This is a genomic window from Limnohabitans curvus, assembly GCF_003063475.1.
GTDB classification, from domain to species: Bacteria; Pseudomonadota; Gammaproteobacteria; order Burkholderiales; family Burkholderiaceae_C; genus Limnohabitans; species Limnohabitans curvus.
The window spans coordinates 102,015-128,003 of the sequence record NZ_NESP01000001.1 but is presented as its reverse complement, the minus strand read 5'-3'; the positions used below and the strand labels follow the sequence as shown (position 1 = coordinate 128,003).

General features: G+C 56.2%; 26 protein-coding genes. 14 read left to right on the top strand and 12 right to left on the bottom strand.

Features of this window, described 5'->3' with window-relative positions:
- Window positions 1-34: 34 nt before the first annotated feature.
- Together B9Z44_RS00520 and gloB are read right to left on the bottom strand one after the other, a co-directional pair.
- Window positions 35-1,366, bottom strand: coding sequence for a transglycosylase SLT domain-containing protein (locus B9Z44_RS00520; RefSeq protein ID WP_108358747.1), 1,332 nt, complete (start codon window positions 1,364-1,366; stop codon window positions 35-37).
- Window positions 1,363-2,145 (bottom strand): hydroxyacylglutathione hydrolase, encoded by a 783-nt coding sequence (gene gloB, locus B9Z44_RS00515; RefSeq protein ID WP_108401399.1) that lies wholly within the window; start codon window positions 2,143-2,145, stop codon window positions 1,363-1,365. The genes B9Z44_RS00520 and gloB overlap by 4 nt, the downstream gene beginning before the upstream one ends.
- On the opposite strand from gloB, the gene B9Z44_RS00510 reads away from it, so the two are divergent.
- The 4 genes from B9Z44_RS00510 to B9Z44_RS00495 all read left to right on the top strand — a co-directional run bounded on the left by B9Z44_RS00510 (window position 2,144) and on the right by B9Z44_RS00495 (window position 8,018).
- Entirely contained in the window at window positions 2,144-2,896 is a 753-nt protein-coding gene (locus B9Z44_RS00510) for a class I SAM-dependent methyltransferase (protein WP_199220187.1), read from the top strand. The two genes, gloB and B9Z44_RS00510, sit on opposite strands and share 2 nt — an antisense overlap.
- The gene (rnhA, locus tag B9Z44_RS00505) at window positions 2,893-3,345 is read left to right on the top strand and encodes a ribonuclease HI (protein WP_108401398.1); all 453 of its coding nucleotides are present in this window, start codon (window positions 2,893-2,895) and stop codon (window positions 3,343-3,345) included. Before B9Z44_RS00510 ends, rnhA begins: the two co-directional genes overlap by 4 nt.
- Before the next feature lie 96 nt (window positions 3,346-3,441).
- Complete coding sequence (locus B9Z44_RS15315; protein WP_233246859.1) at window positions 3,442-4,896, top strand: efflux RND transporter periplasmic adaptor subunit; 1,455 nt, start codon at window positions 3,442-3,444, stop codon at window positions 4,894-4,896.
- A 20-nt stretch (window positions 4,897-4,916) separates the two neighbouring features.
- Window positions 4,917-8,018: an efflux RND transporter permease subunit gene (locus B9Z44_RS00495; RefSeq protein WP_108358744.1), complete on the top strand. Its 3,102-nt coding sequence runs from the start codon at window positions 4,917-4,919 to the stop codon at window positions 8,016-8,018.
- Between the two features lie 20 nt (window positions 8,019-8,038).
- Here the strand turns inward: B9Z44_RS00495 and moeA are convergent, their stop codons facing one another.
- The 3 genes from moeA to moaA are packed head-to-tail and all read right to left on the bottom strand — an operon-like array spanning window position 8,039 to window position 11,158.
- A complete protein-coding gene (gene moeA, locus B9Z44_RS00490; RefSeq protein ID WP_108401397.1) occupies window positions 8,039-9,322 on the bottom strand; it encodes a molybdopterin molybdotransferase MoeA in 1,284 nt (427 codons plus the stop codon).
- The gene (mobA, locus tag B9Z44_RS00485; protein ID WP_108358897.1) at window positions 9,319-9,957 is read right to left on the bottom strand and encodes a molybdenum cofactor guanylyltransferase MobA; all 639 of its coding nucleotides are present in this window, start codon (window positions 9,955-9,957) and stop codon (window positions 9,319-9,321) included. The genes moeA and mobA overlap by 4 nt, the downstream gene beginning before the upstream one ends.
- A 25-nt stretch (window positions 9,958-9,982) precedes the next feature.
- Window positions 9,983-11,158, bottom strand: coding sequence for a GTP 3',8-cyclase MoaA (moaA, locus tag B9Z44_RS00480; protein ID WP_108401396.1), 1,176 nt, complete (start codon window positions 11,156-11,158; stop codon window positions 9,983-9,985).
- A 108-nt stretch (window positions 11,159-11,266) separates the two neighbouring features.
- On the opposite strand from moaA, the gene B9Z44_RS00475 reads away from it, so the two are divergent.
- Together B9Z44_RS00475 and ppa are read left to right on the top strand one after the other, a co-directional pair.
- Window positions 11,267-11,410, top strand: a complete 144-nt coding sequence (locus tag B9Z44_RS00475; RefSeq protein WP_104797323.1) for a DUF3149 domain-containing protein — start codon at window positions 11,267-11,269, stop codon at window positions 11,408-11,410.
- 94 nt (window positions 11,411-11,504) lie between these two features.
- On the top strand, window positions 11,505-12,032 hold the full coding sequence (ppa, locus tag B9Z44_RS00470) for an inorganic diphosphatase (RefSeq protein ID WP_104797324.1): 528 nt from the start codon (window positions 11,505-11,507) through the stop codon (window positions 12,030-12,032).
- A 75-nt stretch (window positions 12,033-12,107) separates the two neighbouring features.
- Here the strand turns inward: ppa and B9Z44_RS00465 are convergent, their stop codons facing one another.
- On the bottom strand, window positions 12,108-13,283 hold the full coding sequence (locus B9Z44_RS00465) for a GNAT family N-acetyltransferase (RefSeq protein WP_108401395.1): 1,176 nt from the start codon (window positions 13,281-13,283) through the stop codon (window positions 12,108-12,110).
- 44 nt (window positions 13,284-13,327) lie between these two features.
- Between B9Z44_RS00465 and B9Z44_RS00460 the strand changes: the two genes are divergently transcribed.
- Together B9Z44_RS00460 and B9Z44_RS00455 are read left to right on the top strand one after the other, a co-directional pair.
- A complete protein-coding gene (locus B9Z44_RS00460) occupies window positions 13,328-15,022 on the top strand; it encodes an NAD+ synthase (RefSeq protein WP_108401394.1) in 1,695 nt (564 codons plus the stop codon).
- Window positions 15,023-15,057: 35 nt separating this feature from the next.
- Window positions 15,058-15,396, top strand: coding sequence for a P-II family nitrogen regulator (locus B9Z44_RS00455; RefSeq protein WP_108358740.1), 339 nt, complete (start codon window positions 15,058-15,060; stop codon window positions 15,394-15,396).
- A 78-nt stretch (window positions 15,397-15,474) separates the two neighbouring features.
- Here B9Z44_RS00455 and B9Z44_RS00450 read toward each other — a convergent pair whose 3' ends face one another.
- Genes B9Z44_RS00450 through B9Z44_RS00425 form a run of 6 tightly spaced genes read right to left on the bottom strand, consistent with a single transcriptional unit; the run spans window position 15,475 to window position 18,641 of the window.
- On the bottom strand, window positions 15,475-16,062 hold the full coding sequence (locus tag B9Z44_RS00450; RefSeq protein ID WP_108358895.1) for an LOG family protein: 588 nt from the start codon (window positions 16,060-16,062) through the stop codon (window positions 15,475-15,477).
- A gap of 8 nt (window positions 16,063-16,070) precedes the next feature.
- Entirely contained in the window at window positions 16,071-16,451 is a 381-nt protein-coding gene (locus tag B9Z44_RS00445; RefSeq protein ID WP_108358739.1) for a diacylglycerol kinase, read from the bottom strand.
- A gap of 17 nt (window positions 16,452-16,468) precedes the next feature.
- Complete coding sequence (locus B9Z44_RS00440; RefSeq protein ID WP_108358738.1) at window positions 16,469-16,978, bottom strand: RDD family protein; 510 nt, start codon at window positions 16,976-16,978, stop codon at window positions 16,469-16,471.
- Window positions 16,975-17,634 (bottom strand): DUF3106 domain-containing protein, encoded by a 660-nt coding sequence (locus B9Z44_RS00435; RefSeq protein WP_108358737.1) that lies wholly within the window; start codon window positions 17,632-17,634, stop codon window positions 16,975-16,977. Before B9Z44_RS00435 ends, B9Z44_RS00440 begins: the two co-directional genes overlap by 4 nt.
- Before the next feature lie 6 nt (window positions 17,635-17,640).
- Window positions 17,641-18,078, bottom strand: a complete 438-nt coding sequence (locus tag B9Z44_RS00430; protein ID WP_108358736.1) for a DUF3619 family protein — start codon at window positions 18,076-18,078, stop codon at window positions 17,641-17,643.
- Window positions 18,075-18,641 carry an RNA polymerase sigma factor gene (locus tag B9Z44_RS00425; RefSeq protein WP_108401393.1) on the bottom strand — a complete coding sequence of 189 codons (567 nt, stop codon included), beginning with the start codon at window positions 18,639-18,641 and terminating at the stop codon, window positions 18,075-18,077. The genes B9Z44_RS00430 and B9Z44_RS00425 overlap by 4 nt, the downstream gene beginning before the upstream one ends.
- Before the next feature lie 261 nt (window positions 18,642-18,902).
- On the opposite strand from B9Z44_RS00425, the gene B9Z44_RS00420 reads away from it, so the two are divergent.
- The 6 genes from B9Z44_RS00420 (at window position 18,903) to B9Z44_RS00395 (ending at window position 25,980) form a co-directional block, all read left to right on the top strand.
- Window positions 18,903-20,675, top strand: coding sequence for an acetolactate synthase 3 catalytic subunit (locus tag B9Z44_RS00420; RefSeq protein WP_108401392.1), 1,773 nt, complete (start codon window positions 18,903-18,905; stop codon window positions 20,673-20,675).
- 17 nt (window positions 20,676-20,692) lie between these two features.
- Entirely contained in the window at window positions 20,693-21,184 is a 492-nt protein-coding gene (gene ilvN, locus B9Z44_RS00415; protein WP_104797333.1) for an acetolactate synthase small subunit, read from the top strand.
- A gap of 38 nt (window positions 21,185-21,222) precedes the next feature.
- A complete protein-coding gene (ilvC, locus tag B9Z44_RS00410) occupies window positions 21,223-22,239 on the top strand; it encodes a ketol-acid reductoisomerase (RefSeq protein WP_108358733.1) in 1,017 nt (338 codons plus the stop codon).
- 105 nt (window positions 22,240-22,344) lie between these two features.
- The gene (pssA, locus tag B9Z44_RS00405; RefSeq protein ID WP_108358732.1) at window positions 22,345-23,148 is read left to right on the top strand and encodes a CDP-diacylglycerol--serine O-phosphatidyltransferase; all 804 of its coding nucleotides are present in this window, start codon (window positions 22,345-22,347) and stop codon (window positions 23,146-23,148) included.
- A 207-nt stretch (window positions 23,149-23,355) separates the two neighbouring features.
- Window positions 23,356-24,894: a 2-isopropylmalate synthase gene (locus B9Z44_RS00400; RefSeq protein ID WP_108358731.1), complete on the top strand. Its 1,539-nt coding sequence runs from the start codon at window positions 23,356-23,358 to the stop codon at window positions 24,892-24,894.
- Between the two features lie 120 nt (window positions 24,895-25,014).
- A complete protein-coding gene (locus tag B9Z44_RS00395) occupies window positions 25,015-25,980 on the top strand; it encodes a serine hydrolase (protein ID WP_233246858.1) in 966 nt (321 codons plus the stop codon).
- Window positions 25,981-25,989 lie beyond the last annotated feature (9 nt).

Below are 25,989 nucleotides of genomic sequence, written 5' to 3'. Positions count from 1 at the left end.
ATGGAAGGCGCAAAGCCTTCCGTTTTGCGCAGCATTATTTCTTGGCGACCTTGGTGTCGCCTTTTTTATCGCCTTTGCTGGCGACTTGTTTCTTGCCAGAGCCTTTGCTTTCTTTGGCAGACGCCAGCTTTGTGCCTTTGGCGTTCTTGCCACCTTTGGCCGCAGCTTTGCGCTTGGCCACGGCTTCGGGGGACAAATCGAGTTTGCCGTTGTCAGCCACTTGTGCGGTCACATCACCCAATACGTTGGCATGGCGGGGCACCAGCAGGGCTGAGCCTGCTTTGATGAGCATGCGCGGCGGGATGTTGTTGATGGCGCGAAAGTCCGCCTCGCTCATGTTCACCTGTTTGGCTGCATCGGCCACTTTCATGGTGGAAGGCGCAATCCAGGCTGTCCATGTGGCCATGCGACCCAAGGTGGAGGCTTCGTAGTTGCGTTGGAACACCTCGGCATTGTCCCAAGGCAGCAAGATGTTGGGCGAGCCAGCCGCCAGCAGCACGGGGCGGTGGGCAGAGGGGTTCAAGGCTTTGAAGTCTTGTTCCGAGATGTCGGCCAGCTTGGCCGCCACCGTCACGTCCATGTCGCGTGGCAGGGGTACGCTTTGAAAATAAGGGTGGTTCGGGATGCTGGGCAACACCACGCCGTATTGGGGCGGATTGCCCACAATGTTCTTCATGGCCTGCAGCTTGGGCACGTACATCCGTGTTTCCATCGGCATGTTCAAGTCGGTGTAGCCCGTGGGCAAGCCCGCGCGTTTGTTGCGTGCAATGGCTTTGCCCACATTGCCTTCGCCCCAGTTGTAGGCGGCCAAGGCCAAGTGCCAGTCACCAAACATTTTGTGCAGGCGCTCGAGGTAGTCGAGTGCTGCGCGGGTGGAGGCTTGCACATCGCGGCGGTCGTCGCGGAAGACGTTTTGTTTCAGGTCAAAGCTTTTGCCTGTGGCGGGCATGAACTGCCACATGCCGCTGGCACGTGCGCTAGACACGGCTTGTGGGTTGAACGCGCTCTCGATGAAAGGCAGCAAGGCCAACTCGGTGGGCATCTTGCGCGCTTCAAGTTCTTCAACGATGTGGAACAGGTATTTGCTGGAGCGCTCGCTCATGCGTTGCAGGTAGTCGGGCTTGTTGGCGTACCACTGGGTGCGGTCGTTGACCAGGTCGCTTTCCAGGTCGGGCATTTGGTAGTTTTTACGGATGCGCTCCCACAAGTCGTTGGGCAAGTTCAGTTGCGCCACACCATCGCGTTTGGCGTTGCCTTTGGTAATCGGGCTCAAGCCGCCGGGGCTGGTCGCGCCTTGTTCGGCCAAGTTGGCGCAACCCGTGAGCAGGGCGAGGCTAAGGCTAAATACAGCGAGTAAAAATCTCATTTGAAATCGTTCTTCCATTCACGAAGGGCTGCAAAGACAGCCACGTCGTCGGTTTGTTCGAGCGCTGAGAGTCCAGCGTGCTGTGCAACAGCGTGTCGCACACGGGGATGTCGAGCCCTTAAAAACGGGTTGATTTGCAATTCGGTGCCCAGCTGGGCGGGCAGGGTGGGGGTTCCCTGGGCTCTGAGCTGCTGGCACTGCGCCATGTAGGTCTGCAAATCTGTGTTGCTAGGTTCTACGGCGAGGGCGAATCGCAAGTTGGAAAGAGTGTACTCGTGGGCGCAGCACACCCGCGTTGTTGGGGGTAATGCCGCCAAGCTGTCCAGCGAAGCCAGCATTTGTGCGGGCGTGCCCTCAAAAATGCGCCCGCAGCCGCCAGAAAACAAGGTGTCGCCGCAAAACAGCACGGGGCTGTGAGGGGCGTTTGGCAGAAAGTACGCCACATGGCCCGCCGTGTGGCCTGGTACATCCAAGACCGCCACCGTTTGGCCCAGCAATTCAAGATGGTCGCCGTGCACGACGGGGGTGAAAGGGGCCGGCACCTCTTCGCGGGCGGGGCCAAACACTTGGGCGCCTGTGGCGAGGTGGAGTTCGCGCACGCCGCCCACGTGGTCAGCGTGGTGGTGGGTGACTAGAATCGCGGCCAATGTCAGACCGTGGTCGGCCAGCGCTTGCAACACAGGCGCAGCGTCACCGGGGTCGACCACCACGGCCAGTTGGTCTTGTTGCCACAACCACAGGTAGTTGTCAGAGAACGCGGGCAGTGCAATCAGCTTCATGTCATCCACACCTTTAAAAAACGATAGTTTGCCTGACTGGCTGGCGTCTCCCGCCGGGCAGTACCTGCGTGCGTGGGAACAAACCTATTTAGACCGCGCCGTGGCCGATGTGTTTGGCTTTCATGCCTTGCAACTGGGCTTTCCAGCGCTGGACGCCTTGCAAGCCAATCGCATGCCGCACCGCTGGCTGGGCTGCGACACGCACCCCGAGCCTTGGCCCTTGGGCCGTGATGTGCTGCTGACCAACTACGAAGCCTTGCCTTTTCCCAGCGCCAGCTTGGACTTGCTGGTGTTGCCCCACACGCTTGAGCTGAGCTACGACCCACATGCCACGCTGCGTGAGGTCGAGCGCGTCTTGGTGCCCGAGGGGCGGGTGGTGATTTGTGGCTTCAACCCCAACAGCCTATGGGGCCTGAGCAAGAGCTGCAAACGTGGCTTTTCGGAGGTGGGCGAGTTCATTGGCCAACGCCGCTTGCGCGATTGGTTACAGCTGTTGAGTTTTGAGGTGGAGTCCACCAGTTTTGGTTGCTACCGCCCGGCAGTCAAAACAGAGCGCTGGTTGAAGCGCTGGGATTGGATGGATGAGGCGGGCGTACGCTGGTGGCCTATTTTGGGCGCGGTGTATGGCATGGTGGCCGTTAAGCGCGTGCATGGCATGCGACTGATGTCGCCCGCATGGAAAAAAGCTGTGCCTCGCGCTGCCACGGTGGTGACGACGGCCTCGAACACCGCATCAAAAGGAATGGAATGAACACGGTAGAGATTTACACAGACGGGGCCTGCAAAGGCAACCCCGGCCCAGGTGGCTGGGGCGCGCTGCTGCGCTCGCCCTCGGGCCAAGAAAAAGAGTTGTTTGGTGGCGAGTTAGACACCACCAACAACCGCATGGAATTGATGGCCGTGATTGAGGCTTTGCGCGCCTTAAAGCGCCCGTGCGTGGTGGCTTTGTACCTAGACAGCGAATACGTGCGCAAAGGCATCACCGAGTGGATTCATGGCTGGAAAGCCCGCAGCTGGGTTACGGCGGCCAAGCAGCCCGTGAAGAATGCCGATTTGTGGCAGCAACTTGATGCCTTGACCCACCAAGGTGACCACGACATCGTGTGGCACTGGGTCAAGGGCCATGCCGGCCATGTGGACAACGAGCGGGCCGATGGCTTGGCTAACCGAGGTGTGGAGTTGGCCTTGTCGGGTAGGTGACAGATTTTGTGAAGCTTAGGTAAATTTGTCATTTTCGAAACCAGCCGCTGGTACATTGCTTGGCTAGTTTGTCTATTACTTAAAAGAATTGCACTCATGGCCTCCAAAAAGATGTATTCCGTTGTGGCGGTCGTTGGCATTGTGGTTGCCTCGACCTTGGCTTGGTGGCTGCAAACACCCAAGTCCGATACCGGAGCCGCCGCGGGCGTACGTCCAAGTGGCGTTGAAATCACCCAAGTCAAAAAACAAACCTTGCGTGACGATGCCGAGGCCGTGGGCACGTTGCGCTCTTCACAAAACGTGATGCTGCGTCCTGAAATAGCCGGTCGTGTCTTGTCGTTGGGCTTTGCCGATGGTGCGCGTGTGCGTGCTGGCCAAGTGCTGGTGCAAATGGACGACACCCTGCAACGCGCCGAAGTGCAGCAGTCGCTCGCTCAAATGTCGGTTGCCCGTGCCAACCACAAGCGCAACCAAGAGCTGGTGGCCCAAAGTTTCATCGCCCAACGTTCTTTGGACGAGAGTGCTGCTGCGTTGCAAGTGGCCGACGCCCAACTGGGTTTGTCGTGCGCGCGTTTGGAGCGCATGCGCTTGATCGCGCCGTTCAATGGCGTGGTCGGTATTCGCAGCGTCAACGTGGGCGACTATGTGAAGGACGGCGCTGATCTGATCAACCTCGAAAACATTGGCAGCTTGTATGTGGACTACCGCTTGCCCGAGCGCTACCAAACCAAGGTGATGCCAGGCCAAACGATTGAGGTGAAGCTCGATGCGTTCAGTGGCCGCTTGTTCAAAGCCAAAGTGGAAGCGGTCGATCCTTTGATTGATGCCAATGGCCGATCCATCGGTGTGCGTGCGGTGCTGGCCAATACGGCGGGCGAGCCGATCGCTGTGGGTGGTGGCAAAGGCCCAGCCCCCCAAGCCGCGAGTGCGCCTACTGCTTCAGCTTCAGCGCCCACGGTGGCCGCCAAGCCTGCTGCATCCGCACCTATGGTTGCATCCGCTGCAAACCGTGGTGCTGCTTTGCCTTCGCCCCAGAGCTTAGGCTGCCCCCCCAATATGTTTGACCGCACGCGCACCAGCGCAGGTGGCGAGCAAAACGGCCCCTTGCGTCCGGGCATGTTTGCCCGCGTCACGGCGGTATTTGCGGTCAAACCCAACGCCTTGGTGGTGCCTGAAGAGGCCATCGTGCCGCAGGGTGGCAAGCAGTTTGTCATCAAGGCGGTGGCACCGTCTGAGTTGCCTGCACCTGTTGCCAGCGCTGCGGCAAGCGCACCTGTGCTGCCACCTGATACCAAGCTGGTGTCTCAGCGCGTGGAAGTCAAGCTGGGCATCCGCCGTGGAGGCCAAGTGGAGATCACCGATGGCTTGGCAGAAGGCGACACCATCGTGGTGGCGGGCCAGCAGCGTTTACAAAAAGATGGCTCGCCTTTGCGTGTGGTCGAGTTGGGCCGTGGCCCAGCCAACCCGGCATCAGCGCCTGCATCAGGTTCCGCTTCTGTCGCATCGGGGGCTGATGCCGCCAATGCCGCCTCTCAAGCCGCCAGCCGCTAACCCGAACGCAAAGAGCTCACATGCAGTTGCCTGAGATATCCATTCGCCGCCCGGTGTTCGCCACCGTGCTGTCGCTGCTCATCGTGTTGGTGGGCGTGGTGTCGTTCACCCGCTTGAACGTGCGTGAGTACCCCAAGATTGACAACCCCGTGGTGACGGTGGAGACCAAATACACCGGTGCCTCCAGCGCGGTGGTGGAGTCGCAAGTGACCAAGGTGTTGGAGGATTCTCTTTCTGGTATCGAGGGTGTGGACGTCATCACTTCGTTGAGCCGCCAAGAGCAAAGCCAAATCACCATCAACTTTGTGTTGTCGCGTGATGCCGATTCAGCCGCTGCCGATGTGCGCGACAAAGTCAGCCGTGTGCGCCAGCGTTTGCCGCAAGGCATTGACGAGCCCGTGATTGCCAAGGTCGAGGCCGATGCCTTCCCCGTCATTTGGTTGTCGTTCAGCGCTGACACGTTGAACGTGTTGCAGCTCACCGACTACGCCAACCGCATTGCCAAGCCCATGCTGCAAACCGCGCCGGGCGCGTCTGACGTGCGTGTGTATGGCGAGCGCAAATACGCCATGCGCATTTGGTTAGACCCAGATCGTTTGGCTGCCTACAAGCTCACCACGCAAGACGTGGAAGACGCGCTGCGCCGCTCCAACGTGGAAGTGCCTGCTGGTCGTATTGAAAGCAAGCTGCGCGAGTTCAACGTCACAGCCTCCACGGATTTGCAAACCCCAAGCGAATTCAGCAATGTGGTGGTGAAGTCCGTCAACGGCATTCAAGTGCGCATTGGCGATGTGGCGCGTGTCGAACAAGGACCGCAGGCCGAGCGCACGGCGACCCGTTTGAACGGCAAAGAAGCCATCACCTTGGGCGTGATCCGCAACGCCACGGCCAACCCGCTCGATCTGAGCGCGGCTGTGCGCAACATGATTCCAAAGATCAAAGAAAACTTGCCCCCAGGCGTTGAAATTGAAATCGCCAACGACAACTCGGTGTTCATTGACCGCTCCATCAAAGCGGTGTACCAAACTATTTTGGAAGCGGCCATTTTGGTGGCTTTGGTGATCTTTGTGTTCTTGCGCACTTTGCGTGCGTCCATCATTCCGTTGGTCACCATTCCTGTGTGTTTGATCGGTACGTTTGCATTGATGGCCATGTTTGGCTTCACCGTGAACACGCTCACCATGCTGGCCTTGGTGTTGGCGATTGGCTTGGTGGTGGATGACGCCATCGTGGTGCTAGAAAACATTTACCGGCACATTGAAGAAGGCATGTCACCGTTTCATGCCGCCATCAAAGGTGCCAAAGAAGTGGGCTTTGCGGTGGTGGCCATGACCATGACCTTGGCTGCGGTGTACGCGCCATTGGCCTTCACGCCGGGGCGCACGGGCAAGTTGTTCACCGAGTTTGCGCTGGCCTTGGCGGGTTCGGTGGTGGTGTCGGGCTTTGTGGCGTTGACGCTCACACCCATGATGTGTTCCATCATGCTCAAGCACAACCACAACCCCAGTTGGTTTGACCGCACGATGGAGCGTCAACTGCAACGCCTCTCCAACGGGTATGGCCGCCTCTTGCAATGGACCTTGTCGCGCGGTGTGGTGTTTGGCCGTGAGATGTCGCGTCGTTGGCTGGTGGTGGGGGTGATGGTGCTGGCGGGGATTGGCACTTGGACTTTGCTGAAAACCACCAAGAGTGAATTGGCCCCCATGGAAGACCGTGGCGTCATTTTGACCGTCATCAACGGACCTGATGGCGCGACGATGGACTACACCACGCGCTACACCATGGCTCTTGAAAAGATGGCCGACAAATACACCGAGTTCGACCGCATCTTCACCGTGGTGGGTAACCCCACCGTGGCGCAAGGCAACGTGTTTTACCGCGCCAAGCCTTGGGAAGATCGCAAGAAAACCACACTGGAAATTGCACGCGACATGACGCCCGCTGTGGCTGGGTTACCCGGTGTGACCGCGTTCCCCATCACGCCGCCATCGCTGGGGCAGCCGTTTCGTGAGCGTCCTTTGAACTTCGTGATCTTGACGTCGGACAGTTACCAAAACCTCGCACAAGTGGTGCGTAGTTTCCAAGAAGAAATTGCCAAGAACCCAGGCATCGTCAGCGTGGACACCGATCTGCGTTTGAACAAGCCCGAAATCAGCATGGAAGTGGATCGCGAACGTGCCGCTGACATGGGCGTGCCCGTGGACCAAATTGCCCGCGCGGTGGAAACCATGATGGGTGGCCGACAAGTCACGCGCTACAAGCGCGAGGGCGACCAATACGACGTGATTGTGCAAACCGCGCCCACAGGCCGTGACACGCCTGACGACATCGAACGCGTGTTTGTGCGCGGTAAGGGTGATGCCATGATTCCGCTCTCTGCTTTGGTGAAAACCAAAGAGGTGGTGGTGCCGCGTGAGCTGAACCACTTCAGCCAGCGTCGCAGTGCATCTATCAGTGCCAACTTGGCACCGACGTACTCCTTGGGTGAGGCGATCACCTTCATGAATGCCACGGCGCAAAAGGTGCTCAAGCCCGGTTACTCCACCGACCTCAACGGCACCTCGCGTGAGTTCGTCAAATCATCGGGCTCGTTGGTGATTGTGTTTGTGCTGGCCTTGCTGTTCATCTTCTTGGTGTTGGCCGCGCAGTTTGAAAGCTTTGTGGATCCATTGGTCATCATGCTGTCGGTGCCGCTGTCGATGGTGGGTGCGTTGCTGGCACTCCAGTTCAGTGGCGGTACCTTGAACGTGTTCAGTCAAATTGGTTTGATCACCTTGGTGGGCCTCATTACCAAACACGGCATTTTGATTGTGGAGTTTGCCAATCAGTTGCGCGAAGAAGGCATGGAGCTGTTTGCCGCTGTCACGCAATCCGCCACCTTGCGTTTGCGTCCGATTTTGATGACCACCGGGGCGATGGTGTTGGGCGCGATTCCATTGGCTTTGGCCAGTGGCGCAGGTGCTGAAAGCCGCAAGCAAATTGGTTGGGTCATTGTGGGTGGCATGAGCTTGGGCACCTTGCTCACCATCTTTGTGGTGCCCACCATGTACACCTTGTTGGCGCGCAACAAAGTGCCGGGCGCCATCACCATTCGCCATGAAGATGAGGACGTGGGTGCTTGACCCCACCTTCTTATAGGCGCTTAAATAGCGCCCTCAAACATCATCACATCGACCTCGTCGCCCACGGCCACGTTGCCTTGGTCGTGGTGCAGCACGATGAGGCCATTGCCTTGCACCATGGAGCTCAGCACGCCTGAGCCTTGGTTGCCGGTGGTACGCACTTGCAGCGTGCCATCTGCGGCGCTGCTGACAAAGCCACGTTGGTACTCGGTACGGCCTGCTTTTTTGCGCAGAGGCTCCAAGCTTTTAGCGCGCAGCAGCGGCGCTGGCTGGGCGGTGCTGCCCATCATGCGCAAGAGTGCAGGGCGCACAAAGGCGAGGAAGGTGACCATCACTGCCACGGGGTTGCCGGGCAAGCCAAACAGCACCGATTTGCCAATGCGCCCCACGGCCATGGGGCGACCCGGGCGCATGGCGATTTTCCAAAAGGCCACATCGCCGAGTTTTTTCATCATGGCTTTGGTGAAGTCGGCTTCGCCCACGCTCACGCCACCGCTGGTGATGATGGCATCGGCTTCTTGCGCAGCTTTGGCGAACGCCGCTTCTAAAAGCGCCGGATCGTCGCGCACCACGCCCATGTCGATCACCTCACAGCCCAGACGTGTGAGCAAGCCAAAGATGGTGAAGCGGTTACTGTCGTACACCGCGCCTTCACGCGGTGATTCGCCCAAGCTCATCACTTCGTCACCGGTGGAGAAATAAGCCACGCGCAAATGGCGGTGTACCCGCACATCAGGCAGGCCTAAGCTGGCGATCAACCCAAGGGCGGCCGGTGTGAGGTGTTGTCCCGCTTTCAAGGCGGGTTGGCCTTGCATCAGGTCCTCGCCCGCTAAGCGGCGGTTGTCGCCGGCTTTCAAGAGCTTGGGAGGGAGGGTGACTGTGGTCACATCGTGTTCGGTCTTGATGTGGGCCAACTCTTGCGGCACCACGGTGTCGAGTCCATCGGGCAGGATGGCGCCGGTCATGATCTTCAGGCATTCGCCTGCGTTGACCTTGCCTTGCCAGGCTTTGCCCGCCAGTGCGGTGCCCACCACGCGCAGGGTGAGGGGCTGAGCGGCTTGTAGCTGAGCTGCATCAAACGCAAAGCCATCCATGGCCGAGTTGTTGTGCGCAGGCACGCTGATGGGGGAGATGACGTCTTGTGCCAGTACGCGGCCCAGTGCGTCAAACAAATACAGGTCTTGCGACTCGTCGGTAGACACGGGTTGCACGAGTTCATGCAAAAACGCGTTGACTTGGTCCACGCTCAAGGCTTGTGGGTCGTAGCCTTGCAGGGCAGCGGCGATGTCGTCGATGCTTTTCATGGCGCGGCGTTTTCGAGGGCTTGCAGTTCGTTCAAGGTGTTGACGTTGGCAAAGGCCAGCGGGTCGTCACCCGGGGCGTCAAAGGCCACGACCACGGTGTTGTGCTGTGCGGTCCATGCGTCAATCTTGCGGCCACCGGCGTGGGTGAACTTGACCAAGCTTTCGGAGAGCTCAATTTTCATCAAGCAAAACACAGGTTGCGTGCGAATTTGGGTTTGGCCTTGGTCATCGGTCTCGGGTGCTGCGGCCATGGCGATGTCGGCGTTTTCGCGCACCATGGCTGCGGCCAAGCGCTCGGCCAGGTCGAGTGGCAGGCGCGGTGTGTCGCACGGCACGGTCAGCACGTAGGGCGTTTCGGCGCGCTCTAGGCCCACCAAAAAACCCGACAGCGGCCCTGCAAAGTCAGCCGAGGCATCGGGCCAGACAGAGGCTCCAAACGACTCGTAGGCCGAGAGGTTGCGGTTGGCATTGACCATCACGGTTTCTACTTGGGGGCCTAGGCGCATGAGGGTGTGCAAGGCCAGCGGGATGCCGTTGAAGTTTTGCAAGCCTTTGTCCACGCCGCCCATGCGGCTGCCTCGGCCTCCGGCCAAGATGAGGCCGGTGATGTCTTGGGGTTCAATGCTGTGTGTCATGTGGGTGTGTTGGGTAGGGTTGCGCTTAGCCACCGATGTAGCTCATCTCGACGCGACGTGCCGCAGATGAACCGTCAGGTGAGCTGTCAGCGGGCAGGGAGGCGCGGAGTTCGGAATAGCGGTCGTCGCGGCCTTGCCAAATATGGCCGATGGCCGACGCAATATCGGCATCGCTGGCTTGCCCCCCTCGCATGAGGCTGCGCAAGTCATAGCCCTGTGTGGCAAACAAACAAAGGTAGAGCTTGCCTTCGGTGGAGAGGCGGGCGCGGTTGCAGTCGCGGCAAAACGCTTGGGTCACGCTGCTGATCACACCCACTTCGCCCAAGGCAGGATCGAACACGCCTGCGGCGTTGGCATAGCCCCAGCGTTGTGCGGTTTCGCCTTGTGCGCTGGCCTCTAAGGCCACGAGTGGGAATTCTTGTTGCAGGCGTTGAATCACGTCGGCAGAGGGCAACACATCGTCCATGCACCAGCCATTGGTTGCGCCCACATCCATGTATTCGATGAAGCGCAGCGTGATGCCGCTGCCGCGAAAGTGGCGGGCCATGGGCAAGATTTGGTCGACGTTGGTGCGCCGCTTGACCACCATGTTCACTTTGAGGCCGGTCAATTGGCCGTTGGCATCCAGCCCTAAGCCGGCGTCTTTGGCCGCGGCAATGCCGTCCAGTACATCAGACACGGGGAAGTCCACATCGTTCATGGCGCGGAACACGGCATCGTCCAAGCCGTCTAGGCTCACGGTCACGCGGTTCAGGCCCGCGTCTTTGAGTGACTTGGCTTTGCGGGCCAAGAGCGAGCCGTTGGTGGTGAGGGTGAGGTCTAGCGGCGTACCGTCAGGCGTTTGGATATTGGCCAGCTGGTCCACCAAGATTTCAAGGTTTTTGCGCAACAGAGGCTCGCCACCGGTGAGGCGAATTTTGAGCACGCCGTGGGACACAAACACTTTGGCAAGGCGGGTGATTTCTTCAAAGTTCAGCAAGTCACCATGAGGCAGGTAGGCGTAATCTTTGTTGAACACCTCTTTGGGCATGCAGTAGTTGCAGCGAAAGTTGCAACGGTCGGTCACGCTGATGCGCAAATCATGCAGTGGGCGACCCAAGCTGTCGCTGAGCAAACCATTGGCTGCAATGGGTTGCAAAGGGAGGGTGGCCGGTAAGGCAAGCAGCCGTTGATCGACCAAGGGAATCACGCGTTCAGACATGTTTTGATTTTGCCTGAGCCACGAATCCCCTAAGCCTTGATGTAGATCAGTGCGACAAGCGTTGAGACGGGGCAAAGTAGGGGCATTGCAATTGATAGGAGTAACCCCATGAAAGCTTGGATTGACCTTTTTTCGACCGACTACGGCCTGATGAGCGTGGCTGTGATTGTTTTTATCTTGGCCATGGCTGTGTACTTTTTGCGCGTTTTCCTAGGGTTGATGGACGAAACCGGTAAAAGCACCCACGAATAACAGTTTCAAAGACAACGCAGAGACGCAAGCCCCGTGAAAGTAAAATCGGGGCTAATCCTCTGTGTTTCTTTTTTAACTTTTATAACAAGACACCATGTCCCTGAATAAAGTCACCCCCGGTAGCAAAGTTCCTGAAGCCTTCAACGTGATCATCGAAATCCCGATGAACTCGGATCCTGTGAAGTACGAAGTCGACAAAGAGTCTGGCGCTCTGTTTGTGGACCGTTTCATGGGTACGGCTATGCATTACCCCACCAACTACGGCTACGTACCACAAACCATCGCGGGCGACGGCGACCCCGTGGACGTGTTGGTGATGACACCTTTCCCATTGCCACCTGGCGTGGTGGTGCCTTGCCGTGCGTTGGGCATCTTGTTGATGGAAGACGAAGGCGGCGTGGACGGCAAAGTGTTGGCTGTGCCTACTGAAAAAATCTTGGCCCGTTACAGCAACATCAAGTCTTTAGACGATATCCATGAGTTGCAGTTGCAACAAATTGCCCACTTCTTTGAACACTACAAAGACCTCGAAAAAGGCAAGTGGGTCAAGGTCAAGGGCTGGGAAGGCATTGAGTCTGCCCACAAAGAAATCTTGGACGGTATGGCCAACTACAAGAAGTAATTCTTCGTGGCGTCCATCGAAAGCCCGCTACCTAGCGGGCTTTTTTGTTTCTGCGGGCTTTTTATGCCTGCTTGACTATTGAGGCTCTTGGCGTTTAAAGGGGCTGCGCTCGGCCAAGTGGTCGAGGTAGTTGTCAACACCCGCTGACTCACGTTCAAGAAACCGTTCCACGGCATCTGCAAACGCGGGGTGGGCCAGCCAATGTGCGCTGTAGGTGGGCACGGGCATGAGGGCGCGGGCCATTTTGTGTTCGCCTTGGGCGCCGCCTTCAAAGCGTTGCACGCCGTTGGCGATGCACCAGTTCAAAGGTTGGTAGTAGCAGGCTTCAAAGTGCAGGCAGTCCACGCGCTCTAACGCGCCCCAGTAGCGGCCATAGGCAACGGCCTCTGCGCAGCCTAGCCCCTGCACAGCCACCAAGCTGCTGGCGATGGGGCGGTTGTCGCGCTCGGCCACAAACAGCACCCAGTTCTCAGGCATATCGCGCTGCATGTGTTCAAAGAAGGTGCGGCTCAGGTACGGCGCGTTGCCGTGTTCGAGGTAAGTGCGCTCGTAGCATTGGTAGAAAAAATCCCAGTCAGCTGTGCTGATGGCGGAGCCGACTGAGGTGCGAAACGTCACGCCTGCATCGGCCACGCGGCGGCGTTCTTGTTTGATTTTTTTGCGTTTCTCTTGGGATAGGCTTGCCAAGAAAGTATCGAAGCTCTCAAAGGGCGTGCCTTGCAGGTCGGCGTTGTGCCAATGGAATTGCACGGTTTGTCTCTGCATCAGGCCAAGGGCGTTGCAAGCAGCACGGTCGTCGGAGCTGGTAAACAACAAATGCAACGAGGACAGTTGGTGCTGTTGGGCTACCTCCAACATGGCTTTGAGCAAGGTTTGGCGAGCGGTGGCATCCACAGCCAGTAAGCGTGATCCAGGCACGGGCGTGAACGGCACGGCACACGTGGTTTTGGGGAAGTAGTTCAGGCCGTGGTCGGCATAGGCGTTGGCCCATGCCCAGTCGAACACGTATTCGCCGTAGGAGTGGTCTTTGAGGTAGAGCGCGCTTGCGGCGGCCAATGCCTCGCCTTGCCATAGCGTCACAAATTGCGGAGTCCAGCCCGTCTCGGGTGTGGCACTGCCGCTGGCGTGCAAGGCCGCCAGATAGGCGTGCTGCATGAAGGGCGAGGGCGCGTCTTGCTGAGCGAGCAGTGCATCCCACGCGGCTGCAGGGATATCGAGCGGGCTCGCGTGGACGCGGATGACATAATCCATTTGCTTTTTTAGACCTGTTTTACTTTGGACACGTGCCTGCTGCCATGACTCTCAAAATTTGTGTTGCTCAATTGAATTTCGTGGTGGGCGACATGGCGGGTAACGCCCAGAAGATCATCAATTGCGCCACGGAAGCGTATCAAGACGGCGCGCGCTTGGTGCTCACGCCCGAGCTGTCGCTTTGCGGCTACGCTGCCGAAGATTTATTCCTTCGCCCCTCATTCATTCAGGCTTGTGATGATGCCTTGAAAACAGTGTCCGCTGCCTTGAGCGGGTTAAAGGGCTTGCATGTGGTGGTCGGCCACCCTTCAGGTGGCGATGAGCGCACACGTTCGGTGTCTGTGCAACGCCGCTTCAACATGGCGAGTGTGGTGTGCGAGGGCCAAGTTGTTGCGTCTTACGCCAAGCGTGAGCTGCCCAATTACCAAGTGTTTGACGAGCGCCGCTATTTCGTGGCGGGCAACCAGCCTTGTGTGTTTGACGTGGCTGGCACGAAAGTGGGTCTGTTGATTTGTGAAGATGCTTGGTTCGATGCGCCTGCTGCGGACGCCAAAGCGGCAGGTGCCGAGCTGTTGGCCGTGATCAACGCGTCGCCATTTCATGTGGGTAAGGGCGACGAGCGCGAGCAAGCCATGCGTGGTCGTGTGCAAGCCACAGGTTTGCCGCTGATTTACGCGCATTTGGTGGGTGGTCAAGACGAGGTGGTCTTTGAAGGCCGCTCATTTGCACTCAATGCCGATGGCGCGTTGGCGGCACGTGCGTCGAGTTTTGAGGTGACTGCGTTCACGGTGGATGTGACGCGTGAGCAGGCGACACAGGCTGCGTCTAGCAGCGGCTCTGCGACGATGCATCTGTCAGGCGACGTGGCTGAAGATGGTTCGCTAGAAGCCGATCTGTGGCACGCCCTCGTGCTGGGCGTGCGTGACTACATTGGTAAAAATGGTTTCCCTGGCGCCTTGTTGGGTTTGTCGGGTGGGATTGATTCGGCCTTGGTGTTGGCCATTGCTGTGGATGCTTTGGGTGCAGACAAAGTGCGCACGGTGATGATGCCGTCGCCGTACACGGCCGAGATCAGCTGGGTCGATGCGCGTGACATGGCCAAACGCATGGGCGTGCGCTACGACGAGGTGTCCATCGTGCCGGAGTTTGAGGCGTTCTTGGGTTCGCTCAAAGCCAACTTTGAAGGCACGCAGCTCGACACCACCGAAGAAAACATCCAAGCCCGCATTCGCGGCACGTTGCTGATGGCCTTGTCTAACAAGTTTGGTTCCATCGTGTTGACCACGGGCAACAAGAGCGAAATGGCCACGGGCTATTGCACGCTCTACGGCGACATGGCGGGTGGATTTGCGGTGTTGAAAGACGTGGCCAAGACCTTGGTGTTCAAGTTGGCGCGTTGGCGCAATGCCCACGACCCCTACAGCACTGGAACCGATCCCATTCCTGAGCGCATCATCACGCGCCCGCCGAGTGCTGAGTTGCGCCCCGACCAAACTGACCAAGACAGCTTGCCGCCGTATGAGGTGTTGGACGAGATCATTGCGCGCTTCATGGAGAACGACCAAAGCTCGGACGACATCATGGCCGCAGGCTTTGCGCGTGCCGATGTGGAGAAGGTGACCCGTTTGATTCGCATCAACGAGTACAAACGCCGTCAATCGCCCGTGGGGATTCGTGTGACCCATCGCAGTTTTGGCAAGGATTGGCGTTATCCTATAACCAATAAATTTCGCGCCTGACCAGGCCCTTCCATTGAACCCCAAGGATTCGAATCATGAAGCAAATTACCGCTGTTATCAAACCATTCAAACTCGAAGAGGTGCGCGAAGCATTGGCTGAGTGTGGTGTGACCGGTTTGACCGTGACTGAGGTCAAAGGCTTTGGTCGTCAAAAGGGCCATACCGAGTTGTACCGTGGTGCTGAGTACGTGGTCGATTTTTTGCCTAAGGTGAAGATTGAGGTGACCGTGAAGTCCGCTGACGTGGACAACTGCGTGGATGCCATCGTGCGTGCCGCTCGCACTGGCAAGATTGGTGACGGCAAGATTTTCATCACGCCTGTGGAGCGCGTGGTGCGTATCCGCACGGGTGAGTTGGACGAAACAGCGATCTGATTTAGCGATTTAAGTTTCGTTTTTCAAATGCAAAAGCCGCAGCCTATCAGGGCTGCGGCTTTTTTTATGCGTGTGAAATTAGAGGCCGGCCAGTTGAGGTTCAGGCGAAAAACCTGCAGCTTGCACCAGATCTTGCAGCAAGGCGGTTGGCTCTGTGCCGCTGCGAATCAAGTCCATTTGCCAATCGTTTAAAAAGCCTTGATTCACGCTGTTTTGCGCAAACTGCAGTAAGCCGTCGTAATAGCCCTGAGTGTTGAGCAAACCAATGGGTTTGTCGTGATAACCAAGCTGGCGCCAGGTCCACACCTCAAAGAATTCTTCAAAGGTGCCAATCCCGCCTGGTATGGCTAAAAACACATCGGCACGTTCGGCCATCATGTGTTTGCGTTCGTGCATGGTGTCCACCACGTGCAGTTCGGTACATGCGGTGCGGGTGTTTTCTTTGGTTTGAAGTGCTTTTGGGATGATGCCCACCACACGTCCACCCGCGTCAGCGGTGGCTTGTGCCACCAGGCCCATCAAACCGTTGTTGCCGCCGCCGTACACCAGTTGGCCGTTGTGTTGACCAATCCAAGTGCCAACTTGGCGAGCCACATTGGCGTATTCGGGCTGAGCGCCGCTGCGTGAACCGCAGTAGACGCAAACAGAAAAAGCTGGGTTGCTCATGAACGTCTTCAAGCGAAAAAGTTGGCGTAGATGGCTGCGGCCCAAACGGCGATGCAAAGCAGCAAGCTCAACAGCACGGCAGCGCTGCCTGTGTCTTTGGCACGTTTGGCCAGTTCGTGCCATTCGGGGCCAATGCGGTCGATGGCCGATTCAATGCCTGTATTCAGCAATTCAATGACCAAGACCAAGACGACGGTACCCATCAACAAGGCTGTTTCAAGCCAAGTTTGGCCGACGTAAAAAGACAAAGGCACTAAAAAGAATGATCCCATGGCTTCTTGGCGAAAGGCTTTTTCATACCATCCCGCTTTGAGTCCGCTCAGTGAGTAACCGAAGGCGTGCCAGACGCGGTCGAGGCCAGTTCTGTGTTTTTGTGGGTTTGCACTCATGCGTTGAACTGTAACGTTTAGGTCTTGGACTTTATGGGGTCGGCGGGCGCTGCGTTGACCAAGCGTGTGCCAGCCAAAACATCATGCCAAAACTGTCTTTGAGGGTGAAAGCGACTGAGCAAGGCCCAGACGGCCACCCAGCCCATGAACAACACAGTGGTTTCTCCACCAGTGAGTTTGTAGGGGGCGATGATAGCCAAGGGGGGGATGAACCAAATCCAGCTCACGATGTAGCGCGCGAAAGCACGTTTTTGACTGAGTGCATTACCTTGGGCATCAACCACGCGGATATGCCAAGTTTTCATGGCCAAGGTTTGGCCTTTGTGACCAAACCAAGTGAAGTAAATACCGATAACCAGAAAGAGGAAGGCTTGCAGCCCGTGGCGGTTGTCTAGCGCGTGGCGTGATTGGCTGAGGGTGCTGAACAAATAGCCCGAAATAAAGAGCACACCAAACAAAAGCAGGCCCTCATAGATCCAGCAAGCCATGCGGCGACGTAAGCTGGGAGCCCTCAAATCCGAGATCATTGAGGCGTAGCCGTGCTTTCAGAGGCCGGGCTGGTCGGTGCAATTGTGGTTGTCACGGGGGTGGGTAGCAAGGTGGCAGGCGCGGCTTGGTCTGTTGCAATGCGCGGCAATGTTTTATTTGTGTTGGCTATTGGCGATGACGTTAGCTTGGTTGCTGCCACAGGTTTGACTGCTGGTGCGGCCCCTAAAACAGGTTGGTTTTGTTGGGCTGCAAGTTTTTGCTTGGCTTCGGGGGATAGGGCTTGGTAGGCCTCCCATTTTGCTTTCTTGTCTTCTTGTGGCAACTGTTGAGCCCCTGCAAAATTAAGTCTTGCCGCCGTGCGTTGCTGTGGGCTCAGAGCAGCCCAGTCTCGCATGCGGCTTTGCAAGGTGTTTTGCTCATCTGCAGACAATTGTGCAAAGTTTTGGGAAATAGCCAACCATTTGCGCTTGTGTGGCTCGTTCATGGTCGGCCACAGCTGAGACAAGGGGGAGAGCGCTTGTTGCTGAGACTCTGTCAAATCCATCCACAGGGGACGGCCAGGCAAGCTGGGTGCTGCTTTGGCGGAAGTTGGGGATGGCGTTTGGGCACAAACCAATTCGCAGCCGAAGAGTGCTGCGCCGCTCAGTAAGAGCAGTGCGGCGAGCTTGGCAGTGATGGCACGTGACAACATCATGTGGTTTTAGTCTTTGGTGTCGCTGGTGATGGGGTTCTTCAAGAATTGAAGAAAACCAGGATCGGCATAAGCTGCGGGTGGCAAGTCGTCGATAAGGAGGGCTGAGTCAACTTCGGCCAACTCGTTGGCACGGTCATCGTCCATGACGTTTTGAATCAGAGCCAAGCCAGCAACCAATGCAATCAGCGGCAAGAAAGACGCCAAGCGGCTCCAAATACTGAGGCCTTCGCTGCCGCCAAAGTTCAATAAAGCTGCACCGTTTTGGTGAACCACAGATGTGCTGGTTTGTAAGCTGGTTTGCGTCTTCAAGCGCGCAGCAACAGCCCTTGTGCGTGCAGCACGCAGACGCTCAGAAATGTCGTGGGGCAGATCAAGGCTGGCTGAATTCAGTTGGGCAGCAATGCGCAAACCAAACTGGTCTTGGGTCTTTGCGATATGTGTCATGGTTGAATTCCTTTTAGTTTGAGCGCTTTGCTGAGCGCCAGAACAGCCCGAGAGCAGTGAGTTTTGACGCTTCCCTCGGAGCAGCCCATGGCTGAAGCAGTCTCAGAAACGTCTAGGTCCTCCCAGTAACGCAGCAGGAAGGCTTCTCGTTGACGCGCTGGCAAATTTTGTATTTCTTCTTCGATATCGTGGACATTCGCAATGCTGGCGAAATTGTCTTCAGCACTTTGTGTGGTTTGGCTGTCGTTGTCGACGGCCAAAGCTTCTAAAAGATCAAATTCACCTTCTTCTTTGCCTGAATCGAAGTCGCTGAAGTTGCTGAACAATGCTTTACGCGTTTTGTTGCGTCGAAACCAGTCCAAGGTGGTGTTTGACAAAATGCGGTGAAACAACATGGGCAGCTCTGCCGCAGGCTTGTCGCCATAGTGTTCGGCGAGTTTCATCATGCTGTCTTGAACGATGTCGAGGGCCGCTTCGTCATCGCGAACGTGATAGACCGAGCGTTTGAAGGCTCGCTTCTCGACGCTTTTGAGGAAGTCTGACAGTTCTTGTTCGGTGGCCACTGACGAAGGGGTTCAAGGTTGAATCGGGCGCGATTATGGCACTTGGAAATTGTTTTTGTGTGCTTAAGACTGAATCGCGTTTAGGTTGATGCCATAATCTGAGATTGCAATTCGACAAAAAAGGCAAACGGGTCTGGGTCCGGCGCGAACCATGCGTCTATGGCTGAAGGTCCAAAGTTTCGATGCTGCCCCACAAGGGTTCGCCAAGAAGCACCCAAGGTTTTTCGTTGACGAAATTCACTCAGGTTAAAAGGTACAAAAATGGACAATACAAAGTCGGAATCGCATTCCGCAGCCGCCACTGACGGTCAAGCACAAGAACTGATGGGCGCCGAAATCCTCGTGAAGGCGCTGCAAGCTGAAAATGTCAAGCACATTTGGGGCTACCCCGGCGGCTCAGTTCTCTACATTTACGACGCGCTCTACAACCAAAACACAATTCAACACGTGTTGGTTCGCCATGAGCAAGCGGCGGTCCATGCTGCTGATGGCTATGCGCGTGCCACGGGTGACGTGGGCGTGGCGTTGGTCACTTCAGGCCCTGGTGCCACCAACGCAGTCACTGGTATTGCCACAGCGTACATGGACAGCATTCCGATGGTCATCATCACCGGTCAAGTGCCCACGCATGCGATTGGCTTGGACGCTTTTCAAGAGTGCGACACCATCGGCATCACGCGTCCTATCGTCAAACACAACTTCTTGGTCAAAGACGTTCGCGACTTGGCCTTGACGCTGAAAAAAGCGTTCCACATCGCCCGCAGCGGCCGTCCTGGCCCCGTGGTGGTGGATATTCCAAAAGATGTGTCTTTCAAGAAGACCACTTACGAAGGCTATCCTGCTGAAGTTCAAATGCGTTCGTACAACCCCGTGCGCAAAGGCCACGGCGGTCAAATTCGCAAGGCTTTGCAGTTGTTGATGTCTGCCAAGCGCCCTTACATCTACACCGGTGGTGGTGTGTTGTTGGGCAACGCCTCACAAGAGCTACGTACTTTGGTGGACATGTTGGGTTACCCCGTGACCAACACCTTGATGGGCTTGGGTGCCTATCCTGCCAGTGCGCCTAAGTTCTTGGGCATGCTGGGCATGCACGGCACGATTGAAGCCAACAACGCCATGCAAAACTGTGATGTTTTGTTGGCGGTGGGAGCCCGTTTTGATGACCGCGTGATTGGTAACCCCAAGCACTTTGCACAAAACGAACGCAAGATCATTCACATTGACATTGACCCTTCCAGCATTTCTAAACGTGTGAAGGTTGACATCCCCATCGTGGGCGATGTCAAAGACGTGTTGGTCGAAATGATCGACATGATCAAAGAGTCTGGCTTGAAGCCTGATGCCGCAGCCTTGGCGGGCTGGTGGGAAACCATTGAAGCTTGGCGCAAGCGCGATTGTTTGAAATATGACCGTGGTAACACCCAAGTCATCAAGCCACAGTACGTCATTGAGACGCTGCACAACATGACCAAGGGCACTGATACCTACATCACATCCGATGTGGGTCAGCACCAAATGTGGGCGGCGCAGTACTACGGCTTTGACGAGCCACGCCGTTGGATCAACTCTGGTGGTTTGGGCACCATGGGTGTGGGCATTCCATACGCCATGGGTATCAAACTGGCCAAGCCAGACAGCGAAGTGTTTTGCGTGACAGGTGAGGGCTCGGTACAAATGTGTATCCAAGAACTCTCGACTTGCTTCCAGTACAACACCCCCATCAAAGTGTTGGCGCTCAACAACCGATTCCTCGGCATGGTGCGCCAGTGGCAAGAGATCGAATACGAAGGCCGCTACAGCAGCAGCTACATGGACGCTTTGCCTGACTTCGTGAAGCTGGCCGAGGCCTATGGCCATGTGGGTATGTTGATTGAGCGCCCAGAAGATGTGGAGCCCGCACTGCGCGAAGCACGCCGACTCAAAGACCGCACGGTGTTCATCGATTTCCGCACCGACCCCTCGGAGAACGTGTTCCCGATGGTCAAGGCCGGCAAGGGCATCACCGAAATGCTGCTTGGCAGCGAAGACCTGTGAACGGGAAGGATGACACCATGAAACACATCATTTCCCTGATGCTCGAAAACGAACCCGGCGCGCTGTCGCGTGTGGTGGGCTTGTTCTCTGCCCGTGGCTACAACATCGAATCTCTGACCGTGGCGCCTACAGAAGACGCCAGCTTGTCACGCATGACCATTCAAACGCACGGCTCGGATGAGGTGATTGAACAAATCACCAAACACTTGAACCGTTTGATTGAAGTGGTCAAAGTGGTCGACCTGACCGAGGGTGCTTACACCGAACGCGAGCTGATGCTTGTGAAAGTGCGTGCCGTTGGCAAAGAGCGCGAAGAAATGAAGCGCATGGCCGACATCTTCCGTGGTCGCATCATCGATGTGACCGAGAAGAGCTACACCATTGAGTTGACGGGTGACCTGTCTAAGAACGATGCGTTCTTAGAGGCGATTGACCGCAGCGCAATTCTCGAAACCGTTCGCACGGGCGCTTGTGGCATTGGCCGCGGTGAGCGCATCTTGCGCGTGTAAATTCCAACCCTTTTCAAAGTATTTTTTAGGAGAACCCCGTGAAAGTTTTTTACGACAAAGATTGTGATCTGTCCCTCATCAAAGGCAAGACTGTGGCCATCATCGGCTACGGCTCACAAGGCCACGCACACGCACAAAACTTGAACGAGAGCGGCGTCAAAGTCGTGGTCGGTCTGCGTAAAGGCGGCGCTTCATGGGACAAAGTGGCCAAGGCCGGTTTGAACGTGATGGAAGTCAACGACGCTGTCAAAGCCGCTGATGTGGTCATGATCTTGTTGCCTGACGAAAACATCCCCGAGGTGTACAACAACAACGTCGCCCCCAACATGAAGCAAGGCGCTACATTGGCGTTTGCTCACGGCTTCAACGTGCATTACAACCAAGTGATCCCACGTGCTGACTTGGACGTGATCATGGTTGCGCCCAAAGGCCCAGGCCACACGGTGCGTTCTGAGTACCTCAAAGGCGGCGGCGTGCCATCTTTGATCGCTGTGTACCAAGACAAAACTGGCAAAGCCCGTGACTTGGCTCTGAGCTACGCGATGGCTAACGGTGGCGGCAAAGGCGGCATCATCGAAACCAACTTCAAAGAAGAAACAGAAACCGACTTGTTCGGTGAGCAAGCCGTGTTGTGCGGTGGCGCTGTTGAATTGGTGAAGATGGGCTTCGAGACTTTGACCGAAGCTGGCTACGCGCCTGAAATGGCTTACTTCGAGTGCTTGCACGAGCTGAAGCTGATCGTAGACTTGATGTACGAAGGCGGCATCGCCAACATGAACTACTCCATCTCCAACAACGCTGAGTATGGTGAGTACGTGACCGGTACCGAAGTGATCAACGAGCAATCACGCGAAGCCATGCGCAACGCGTTGAAGCGCATCCAAACGGGTGAATACGCCAAGATGTTCATCTTGGAAGGTAAAACCAACTACCCAAGCATGACCGCACGTCGTCGCTTGAATGCTGAGCATGCGATTGAAACCGTGGGTGCCAAATTGCGCGCCATGATGCCTTGGATTTCCAAGAACAAGCTGGTTGACCAAACCCGCAACTAAGCGCTGCTTTTTGCCTCAACAAGGGCCACTTCGGTGGCCCTTGTTGTTTTTGGTCGTGGTTGACGTAGCGCTTACACTGTAGGCCTACTTTTCGGAGCTCAACGAATGTCAGAACAACAAGATCAAACAGAAGAGTTTGTACCTCGCAAGCCCCGCAAAGGCATTTATGTCTTGCCTAACTTATTTACTTTGGCCGCCTTGTTTGGTGGTTTTTATGCCATTGTCATGGCCATGAATGACCGCTATGAGATGGCCGCCATTGGTGTGTTTTGCGCTATGGTGCTCGACAGCCTGGATGGTCGCGTGGCGCGCATGACCAACACGCAAAGCGCATTTGGCGAGCAAATGGACTCCTTGGCTGACATGGTGTCGTTTGGTGCTGCTCCTGCCCTGATCTCTTATGAATGGGCCCTCAAAGGCTTGGGCCGCTGGGGCTGGGTGGCTGCTTTTGTGTATATCTCGTGTGCGGCTTTGCGCCTGGCACGCTTCAACGTGAACACAGCGGTGGTTGACAAGCGCTTTTTCCAAGGCTTACCTTCACCTGCTGCGGCAGCCTTGGTGATGGGGTTCATGTGGCTGATGACCGAAATGGGCATTTCAGGCCCTGACGTGGCTTGGCCTATGTTTGCCATGTGCTTGTATTCAGGCTTGACCATGGTGACCAATGTGCCGTTTTACAGTTTCAAAGATGTGCAAATGAAACAAAGCGTACCGTTTGCCGTTATCGTCATGTTGGCGCTGGTGATTGCCGTGATCAACATTCACCCTCCCATTGTTTTGTTTGCGTTGTTCATGTTTTACGGCTTGAGCGGTTACGCGCTGTACGCTTGGCGCCGTACCAAAGGCATGCAAACCAGTGTCATCAGCACCTCCACCGATGAACCTGACGAAGCAGGTTTGCACAAATGAGACACCTGGTGTGCGCAGGGGTTTGGCTTTGTGCTAAATTCGGTGCATGACAAATTTTTCGCTGGCACTACTGCTTCTATCCCCCAACGGGCGGAGTTGGTAGCGCACGCGCAAACCCCACAAGGCCCGTATGCATCCGCAGCGGGCCTTTTGCTTTGGGGCTAAACCAAACGTTGCAAGTTTTTTAGGAATTCAGGAGTCCAGACCATGACCGACAAGCTCATCATTTTTGACACCACCTTGCGTGACGGCGAGCAATCGCCCGGCGCATCCATGACGCGCGACGAAAAACTGCGCATTGCCCGTCAGTTGGAGCGATTGAAGGTCGATGTCATTGAAGCTGGTTTTGCAGCCAGCTCCAACGGTGACTTTGAGGCTGTGCAAGGCATTGCCAACGCCATCAAAGACTCCACCATTTGTTCGTTGTCACGCGCCAATGACCGTGACATCAGCCGTGCGGCTGAGGCGCTCAAAGGCGCCAACCGTGCTCGCATCCACACCTTCATCGCAACGTCACCGTTACACATGGAGAAAAAGTTGCGCATGTCGCCCGAGCAAGTGCTCGAGCAGGCCAAACAGTCGGTGCGCTTTGCCCGTAATTTGGTCGGTGACATTGAGTTCAGCGCGGAAGACGGTTACCGCAGCGAGATGGACTTTTTGTGTCGCGTGGTTGAGGCGGTGATTGCTGAAGGCGCCACCACCATCAACATCCCAGACACTGTGGGTTATGCCGTTCCAGAGCTGTATGGCAACTTCATCAAGACTTTGCGCGAGCGCGTGCCTAACTCGGACAAAGCCATTTGGTCTGTGCACTGCCACAACGACTTGGGCATGGCCGTAGCAAACTCTTTGGCTGGGGTGAAGATTGGTGGTGCGCGTCAAATCGAATGCACGATCAACGGTTTGGGTGAGCGCGCTGGCAACTGCTCGTTGGAAGAGGTGGTGATGGCGATTAAAACCCGTCGTGACTATTTTGACCTTGACTTGAATATCGACACCAAGCAGATCGTGGCTGCCAGCCGCATGGTCAGCCAAACCACAGGTTTTGTGGTCCAGCCAAACAAAGCGGTGGTCGGCGCGAACGCCTTTGCACATGCCTCAGGCATTCACCAAGACGGCGTGCTCAAGGCCCGTGACACCTACGAAATCATGCGCGCGGAAGACGTGGGCTGGAGCGCCAATAAGATTGTGTTGGGCAAGCTCAGCGGTCGCAACGCCTTCAAACAGCGTTTGGAAGATTTAGGCGTGCAGATGGAAAGCGAAGCTGACATCAACACCGCATTTGCCAAGTTCAAAGAGTTGGCCGACCGTAAGAGCGAGATCTTCGATGAGGACATCTTGGCTTTGGTGAGCGAAGAGTCTGTGAGCAGTGCCAGCGAACAATTCGGCTTTGTTTCTTTGTCGCAACACAGCGAAACCGGCGAGCGTCCACACGCGAGCGTGGTGTTCACGGTGGCAGGCAAAGAAGTGAAGGGTGATTCTGATGGCAATGGCCCCGTCGATGCATCTTTGAAGGCGATTGAGTCCCACGTCAAGAGTGGCGCAGAGATGGTGCTGTACTCGGTCAATGCGATCAGCGGATCGACCGAAAGCCAAGGCGAAGTGACCGTGCGTTTGCAAAACAGTGGTCGCGTCGTCAACGGCGTAGGCTCTGATCCAGACATCGTGGTGGCTTCTGCCAAAGCGTATTTGAGCGCCTTGAACAAACTGCAAAACAAGTCAGATCGGGTGGCTGCCCAAGGCTAAATCACAAAAATTGATATGTCACATCAATTTTGTTAAATAAGTCGCGCAAGTCCTTGATCTTGCGCGACTTTTCTTGGTAGACTCAGCCCCAATATGTATTTCAAGCCAAAGGAACGCCACTTGAAACGACTGCTGATTGCCACTTCTCTCGGATTGTTGACATCGCTGTGCACCATGCACGCCCAAGCGACGACCAATCAGAAAAAACCAACCGTCCAAAAGTCAAAGCCTGTGGTGGTCAAGACGCACGTGCGACGTCAAGTAATCAAGGCAGCACCTGCAGTTCCCTCTTTTGGTCAAAAAGCTGGTTTACATGCCACAGCAAACGACATTTTGGATCTGAAGTCCAGCGTTGCTTATGTGATCGACCAAGACACCCAAGAAGTTTTGCTCAGCAAAAATGACCAAGCTGTGCTGCCTATTGCTTCGATCACCAAGTTGATGACAGGTGTGATCATCAGCGAAGCCAAGTTACCGATGGACGAATCCATCACCATCACACAAGACGATGTGGACACCGAAAAGGGCAGCAGTTCACGTTTGCGCGTGGGCGCCACGTTGACGCGCGGCGAATTGCTGCATTTGGCTTTGATGGCCAGCGAAAACCGCGCCGCCCATGCCTTGGGTCGTACCTATCCAGGCGGCATGTCCTCGTTTGTTGGTTTGATGAACGCCAAAGCTGCTCAATTGGGCATGCGTGATACGCGCTACGTTGAGCCAACCGGCCTGTCCAGCAAAAATCAATCAAGCGCAAAAGACTTGGCAACGCTGGTGGGCAATGCCTACCATGACGCCACTTTGCGTGAGTTGTCGACATCGCCCAGCTACAAAGTGGAAGTGGGCAACCGCACGTTGCAATACAACACCACCAACCGTTTGGTGAAAAACCCCAATTGGGACATCGGCTTGCAAAAGACCGGTTACATCTCTGAAGCGGGTCAATGCTTGGTGATGCAGGCCAAGGTGTCTGGCCGCAAGTTGATCATGGTGTTTTTGGATTCAGCAGGCAAGCTGAGCCGCATTGCGGATGCTGAGCGTGTTCGCAAGTGGGTTGAACATAACCATGGCGCTCGTCCACAAACTTAAGCCGTTATC

Coding starts and splice junctions, on each gene's coding strand:
- B9Z44_RS00520 (WP_108358747.1), bottom strand. CDS start 1,366: ATGAGATTTTTACTCGCTGTATTTAGCCTTAGCCTCGCCCTGCTCACG.
- B9Z44_RS00510 (WP_199220187.1), top strand. CDS start 2,144: ATGTCATCCACACCTTTAAAAAACGATAGTTTGCCTGACTGGCTGGCG.
- gloB (WP_108401399.1), bottom strand. CDS start 2,145: ATGAAGCTGATTGCACTGCCCGCGTTCTCTGACAACTACCTGTGGTTG.
- rnhA (WP_108401398.1), top strand. CDS start 2,893: ATGAACACGGTAGAGATTTACACAGACGGGGCCTGCAAAGGCAACCCC.
- B9Z44_RS15315 (WP_233246859.1), top strand. CDS start 3,442: ATGGCCTCCAAAAAGATGTATTCCGTTGTGGCGGTCGTTGGCATTGTG.
- B9Z44_RS00495 (WP_108358744.1), top strand. CDS start 4,917: ATGCAGTTGCCTGAGATATCCATTCGCCGCCCGGTGTTCGCCACCGTG.
- moeA (WP_108401397.1), bottom strand. CDS start 9,322: ATGAAAAGCATCGACGACATCGCCGCTGCCCTGCAAGGCTACGACCCA.
- mobA (WP_108358897.1), bottom strand. CDS start 9,957: ATGACACACAGCATTGAACCCCAAGACATCACCGGCCTCATCTTGGCC.
- moaA (WP_108401396.1), bottom strand. CDS start 11,158: ATGTCTGAACGCGTGATTCCCTTGGTCGATCAACGGCTGCTTGCCTTA.
- B9Z44_RS00475 (WP_104797323.1), top strand. CDS start 11,267: ATGAAAGCTTGGATTGACCTTTTTTCGACCGACTACGGCCTGATGAGC.
- ppa (WP_104797324.1), top strand. CDS start 11,505: ATGTCCCTGAATAAAGTCACCCCCGGTAGCAAAGTTCCTGAAGCCTTC.
- B9Z44_RS00465 (WP_108401395.1), bottom strand. CDS start 13,283: ATGGATTATGTCATCCGCGTCCACGCGAGCCCGCTCGATATCCCTGCA.
- B9Z44_RS00460 (WP_108401394.1), top strand. CDS start 13,328: ATGACTCTCAAAATTTGTGTTGCTCAATTGAATTTCGTGGTGGGCGAC.
- B9Z44_RS00455 (WP_108358740.1), top strand. CDS start 15,058: ATGAAGCAAATTACCGCTGTTATCAAACCATTCAAACTCGAAGAGGTG.
- B9Z44_RS00450 (WP_108358895.1), bottom strand. CDS start 16,062: ATGAGCAACCCAGCTTTTTCTGTTTGCGTCTACTGCGGTTCACGCAGC.
- B9Z44_RS00445 (WP_108358739.1), bottom strand. CDS start 16,451: ATGAGTGCAAACCCACAAAAACACAGAACTGGCCTCGACCGCGTCTGG.
- B9Z44_RS00440 (WP_108358738.1), bottom strand. CDS start 16,978: ATGATCTCGGATTTGAGGGCTCCCAGCTTACGTCGCCGCATGGCTTGC.
- B9Z44_RS00435 (WP_108358737.1), bottom strand. CDS start 17,634: ATGATGTTGTCACGTGCCATCACTGCCAAGCTCGCCGCACTGCTCTTA.
- B9Z44_RS00430 (WP_108358736.1), bottom strand. CDS start 18,078: ATGACACATATCGCAAAGACCCAAGACCAGTTTGGTTTGCGCATTGCT.
- B9Z44_RS00420 (WP_108401392.1), top strand. CDS start 18,903: ATGGACAATACAAAGTCGGAATCGCATTCCGCAGCCGCCACTGACGGT.
- ilvN (WP_104797333.1), top strand. CDS start 20,693: ATGAAACACATCATTTCCCTGATGCTCGAAAACGAACCCGGCGCGCTG.
- pssA (WP_108358732.1), top strand. CDS start 22,345: ATGTCAGAACAACAAGATCAAACAGAAGAGTTTGTACCTCGCAAGCCC.
- B9Z44_RS00400 (WP_108358731.1), top strand. CDS start 23,356: ATGACCGACAAGCTCATCATTTTTGACACCACCTTGCGTGACGGCGAG.